This window comes from Moorena sp. SIO3I8 (assembly GCF_010692325.1).
Lineage (GTDB): Bacteria > Cyanobacteriota > Cyanobacteriia > Cyanobacteriales > Coleofasciculaceae > Moorena.
In genome coordinates, this window is sequence record NZ_JAAHHW010000228.1 from 1 (window position 1) to 4,743 (window position 4,743).

Annotated in this window: 7 protein-coding genes and 1 pseudogene; all 8 read right to left on the bottom strand. The window is 42.3% G+C overall.

Annotated features, from left to right (window positions below; translation table 11 throughout):
* Window positions 1–246: 246 nt before the first annotated feature.
* The 8 genes and pseudogenes from F6K51_RS35285 to F6K51_RS35320 all read right to left on the bottom strand — a co-directional run bounded on the left by F6K51_RS35285 (window position 247) and on the right by F6K51_RS35320 (window position 4,526).
* The gene (locus F6K51_RS35285; RefSeq protein ID WP_293030292.1) at window positions 247–618 is read right to left on the bottom strand and encodes a hypothetical protein; all 372 of its coding nucleotides are present in this window, start codon (window positions 616–618) and stop codon (window positions 247–249) included.
* 115 nt (window positions 619–733) lie between these two features.
* Window positions 734–1,429, bottom strand: a complete 696-nt coding sequence (locus tag F6K51_RS35290) for a hypothetical protein (protein WP_293030295.1) — start codon at window positions 1,427–1,429, stop codon at window positions 734–736.
* A gap of 22 nt (window positions 1,430–1,451) precedes the next feature.
* Window positions 1,452–2,742 (bottom strand): annotated as a pseudogene (locus F6K51_RS35295) (IS701 family transposase).
* 198 nt (window positions 2,743–2,940) lie between these two features.
* A complete protein-coding gene (locus F6K51_RS35300) occupies window positions 2,941–3,339 on the bottom strand; it encodes a transposase (RefSeq protein WP_293030298.1) in 399 nt (132 codons plus the stop codon).
* Window positions 3,340–3,368: 29 nt separating this feature from the next.
* Entirely contained in the window at window positions 3,369–3,560 is a 192-nt protein-coding gene (locus F6K51_RS35305) for a hypothetical protein (protein ID WP_293030301.1), read from the bottom strand.
* Between the two features lie 77 nt (window positions 3,561–3,637).
* Complete coding sequence (locus tag F6K51_RS35310; protein WP_293030304.1) at window positions 3,638–3,889, bottom strand: hypothetical protein; 252 nt, start codon at window positions 3,887–3,889, stop codon at window positions 3,638–3,640.
* A 127-nt stretch (window positions 3,890–4,016) separates the two neighbouring features.
* On the bottom strand, window positions 4,017–4,229 hold the full coding sequence (locus F6K51_RS35315; protein ID WP_293030307.1) for a hypothetical protein: 213 nt from the start codon (window positions 4,227–4,229) through the stop codon (window positions 4,017–4,019).
* Between the two features lie 87 nt (window positions 4,230–4,316).
* Window positions 4,317–4,526 carry a hypothetical protein gene (locus tag F6K51_RS35320; protein WP_293030310.1) on the bottom strand — a complete coding sequence of 70 codons (210 nt, stop codon included), beginning with the start codon at window positions 4,524–4,526 and terminating at the stop codon, window positions 4,317–4,319.
* Between the last annotated feature and the right edge of the window lie 217 nt (window positions 4,527–4,743).

A 4,743-nucleotide genomic window follows, 5' to 3' on the forward strand; every position in this document is an offset into this window, starting at 1 on the left:
CAAAGTTAAAAGATCACCATGGAACTGTGATCGATATCACCAGCAACAGGAGAAAGAAGATTTCAACTAAAGCCAGAGTAATATAGAGGCAATAGTCAACATCGCTTGATAATTGATGGCATATTTCGCAATTTCTCAATAACCGCTGGTTGACAGATTGGATCAGCAATTTATCAGGCAGGGCTACCCACCAGTCCATGCTCTATAGCCTTTTGTCGAATCAAATCTGATAAGGGGGGGATTTTGCTAGCAGGGCGACAAAGGGGATTGAAAACTAGATAGGGCAAGCTCAATGGCACGTTTGCCCTGATTGTAATGGAGAATCCAACGACGATTAATTTGCAAAAGTTCAGACAAAGTTTGTTGGCACAATTGCTGTAGGCGGAGCCAATGATGAAGATGTTGACCAATATAAAAAGAGCTATGTCTACGTTGTGAGGTTGAGGAAGTTTCCGGTCGTGCTACATATTTTTGAATGCCAATACTCTTAATGTGCTGACCTTGGAGCAGGGCACTAGTATAAGCAATAGCAACGACAATAAGTAGTTTATTAAGCTGTTGATGTTTGAGCTTGGAGCCTTCAAGATTATAGCCACCTGATTTAAAATCTCGAAACATTTCCTCAATATCAAAACGCTTTTGGTAAGCTAGAATAGCTGTTTTTAAATCAACTAAGTTAGTTAAGATATACCAAGGTTCTTTTGTCTTAAAGCCTTTGTAGTTCCTTTTCCACTTAGCCGCAATATTGAAAGTCCCAAAGCCGGTTTGCGTCGCTCACCTGTCGGTCATTGATAAAAAGCTTCATCCCAGGAGTTAAACCCCACTCTCTTAGTTCCTTATATAACCCCTTTTTGACTTTAATCTTTGTATCGCATTTCTGTCTTAAACAAAAGTATGTCCCTTTTTCTGATAGCCAAAAGCCCAACTTCGGTGAACAAAATTCTCTATCTCCTAGCACACACACTATATACTCATCTATTTGCCCTAATAACAGCTCAATACTTTTCCCTAATACCTCTTGCTGTTCCTTGAGGTTACTACTTCCTTTTTTTGATAAAAAAATCCAATATACTGGCCATGCTCTGTGGTTCCAAATTATACTTACCATCAAGATATTTATTTCTCCCCAGCTTGTTCTGTCTAAGGCCAGATATATCGTATCGGAGGGTTTAAACATACTCCTTAATAGACACTTTACACAGGGAAACCAAATTTTCTCCACACCTAAGTTTTTATTTCTCAAGAAACGCCGTAATTTCTGCCGACGACTTTCAAACAAAATTGGGAATGGTAGTGCTTCGGCTAACCACTCTAACTTCACTTGTTTAAATAATTGAAGACTTGCTACAACTAGAGTTAGTAATAGATAAGTACTGCGGTTGAGTTCTTTTTCCAGGATTTTTTGGTATTCTTTTGCTATCATTTTCATGATAATGGGACTTTAGCAAAAATCAAGCCCAAATCAAGCCTAAACTCGCTTTATATCTTAAAAATACGTCCATATTTTCCTGCAGCCAACATACAAAACGGTAAGATATGGCACTCCGAAATGCCTCCAAAGTCTCAGTAAATGTCTTTAAAGGTTTTGTTGCCCATCGCCTTCGCAATCCCCCAGTGAGTTGATGCCAAAGAATAAAAGTATAGGCACACATCACCAATATAAAATGCCTCATTAGACTGCGTTTGTGTCGAACTTGATATTCTTTGAGTCCCAACCAACCCTTAGCTTCTCTATAAAATACTTCCACCCAATTTCTTTGAGAATAAGTCTCGACTACCCATAATGGAGTCACTATATTTGCTTCGACATTAGTCAAAAAATAGTCAATATCTGTGGCTTCACTAAAAGTCGGTTGATTCATGACGATTGCCAGACTTCTTTTTCCACTCAGACGAGAGACTTCCACTTCCATTGTGGCGACCCATAGAGTTTTTGACTTATTGAGATTGAGCTGCAATTCAGTGAAAGCCCCATCTGGTAAGCTTTGGGCTAACTCATCGACACGAACGGTTTCCCCATAATTATCCGAGTTTTCTACGGTCACTTTTCGTTCGCGTAGCGTGCGCCAAAAGCGCATTTTTTGCAATTCCTCCTAAATACTTAAGTTTTCGATTTTCTAGCTCAAACAGAAAAGATGTATTGTTTCCATATCCAGCATCAATGAGGACAATTCCTGGATGATACCCTCGATTTAATGTCCGGTCAATTAAGTTTAAGGCCAGCTCTGGTTTTTTGAGGAATTCCGGGTCTTCTTTTCCTTGAGGCAATGAAAAACCATGTTGATATAACTCAATATCCAATGGCAGACTTTTTCGACCATCATACAGATGGGTTGTTACCAGGACTATCCCATTATCAGTTTTACCAATTTCTCCGATGTATTGCCTTCCCACTCCATGGGTAAAATTCCCGCTCTTTCGGTGTCCACTGTCGTCTACAATCAGTGAGAAGCCACGAGAGATTTTCGTCTGACGACAGCTATTCATCACTTGTAATCGGCGTTCGTTGATGTCAATTTCACGACCGTTTGCCCGAACCGCAAAATGCCGTAAGCTATGGTAAGACACATCTACAGCGTCAGCCGCTAGTTGAGATAGGTTTTTTCTTTCACTTTCTCCCAATAATCCCCCCAGATAGTGTCTAAACTCCTTTCTTTGAGCTTTGGTTTTGAAGATATCATCAAAACGCTGACACCATCTTTCAAAGCAGGGGGGCATTGCTGTGGAAACGGTTTCTTTCATCGGATTGAGTGGAGAAGAATACGAACCTAAAAAGCATACTCTATATAGAGTAGCACGATTTTTGTTTATAATTTGCGCTAAAGTCCCAATAATAGGTCGGCTTTGCTATATTTGACCTATCTTTTTTTAGGTCTGATTGCTGTATCTTATGCTACATATACCTTTCCCCTACCTCTGTCGCCCTGCTAGGGGATTTTGTCATCCCCTCGCAAGCGGGACAGTAAATACGCCCAAAAACAAATCCCTAATTTGCGCGATTGTCTTTTTCAGACCAATCATGGTATCTCTGGCTTTTCGTCCGGCCTCAGAGCGAGTGCCACCACTGATTTTTCGACGGGTCACAAATTCTCTGATGTCAGATTCGGCAGCATTATTGTGCAAAGGGATATTGGGTTTGTCGAGCACCCGAAGCAATTGCTCCTTGTTTTGTCTAAATTGGTTCAATGCGTTGCTCAGAGTGGGGTGGTGCAGATAACACCGACCAAAGATTTCATCAAAGCGAGCAGATAGGTACTGCTTTTGCTCGGCACTCGGGTGATCTTGATAGGCAATTAAGCTGTTGGTAGTACTCCCATAGAAGGGTTTGGACTTCCTCAATGTTCTCTCGAAACTCAGCGGTACTCCCCTCAAAGCATGCGAATGATTCGTTCACCATGAACCCAACACAACCCATGAATGAGAATATTGAACTGTCTGGCTCCATCTGAGAGAATCAGCAATTTTCGGTTAATGCCACTCTCGATTAATCCACCCAGCAGAGCGGCTTCGGTGACCCTCTCTGCGACTTTGGTCTGCACAATGCCAATCGACTCGCGCATAGTCCTGCCATTGCTCAGGGTTATTTCCTAGAACCGTTGAACCAAAGCTCAATCGGTTCATATGCTTGTCGGCTAACTTATAGGAAGCGTGCATATTGGTGGGCATCCTGATTGAGTACATAAATCGGGGCATTGCCTTGTAATACGGATAAGAAGTTGCGTCGAGTCTTGCGGGGGGTGCTCGCAAAGAAAGTAAACCATTCATTGCCAATCACCGTGCAATACCCGTTCTTCCCACTGTGTTGTGCTCCGGTATCATCGGTGTGAACATACTCTGAGAATTTTAATCCTGCCCCTAAAACCGATGCCTGAGAGAGTGTGAAACACATCTATATTTGCGCGCTCGGTATGAATTGATTTGACCGACCGATATCTCGATACCCCATTCCAGTAGCTGCTCATGAATCTTTGGTTGCGTCACTCGATTGTGATAGTACTGGTGCAAGATATATCCCACTAGTTGCGGGCCATAATGTCCAGAATTGCTGATACGAGGCGCGGTAATTGACCACTGATTACCCCGACCTCTGGTAACACATATTCGGCTAAAAAGAAGCGGATGTTATTTCTTTCTATGCGAAGTTCGTGGAACAAATATTCTCGGTATCCATTAAATTTTGCCCCTTCTGGCAGTTGAGAGGGTTCTATTTTCCATTCGGTGTCCACCACGAAGCTATCTTTCTTACTGCGTTTGGCTGAGGCGCGGACGTTTACCTTTCCTTTGCTTAAGTTCTAGCTGCTTCTCTACACCCACGGTTACTCGCACGCTCGTTGAGGCTTTTTATTTAGTTTCTTTTTAGCTAGTAACTCTTCCTCCAATTCACGGATGCGCTTGCTTAACTCTTGATTGTGCTTGGCCAGTTCCGCTATCGTTTCAGCTTGTTGCCTGACAAGCGCACGCAGCTCCTCGACCTCATGAAGGTCGGTGAGTTGTTCATTTTTTACTTGCACAGAGTTTTTAGGCATACCTTTGTTTAACCAGATTTATGCACTCTTGACAAGGGGGCCAAGTCAATACCTATCTCTTTCACCCGACAGCGGTTATTGAGAAGTTACCATATTTCTCATAACGAGTTGCAATTCGTCGATTAAGCTATAGGCGATTAATAAGTCGTTCGACTCGATTTCGTTCTCTATACAGACCACGATTGAAGCGTTCTCGTTTTCTCTCATTGCTTTTCGG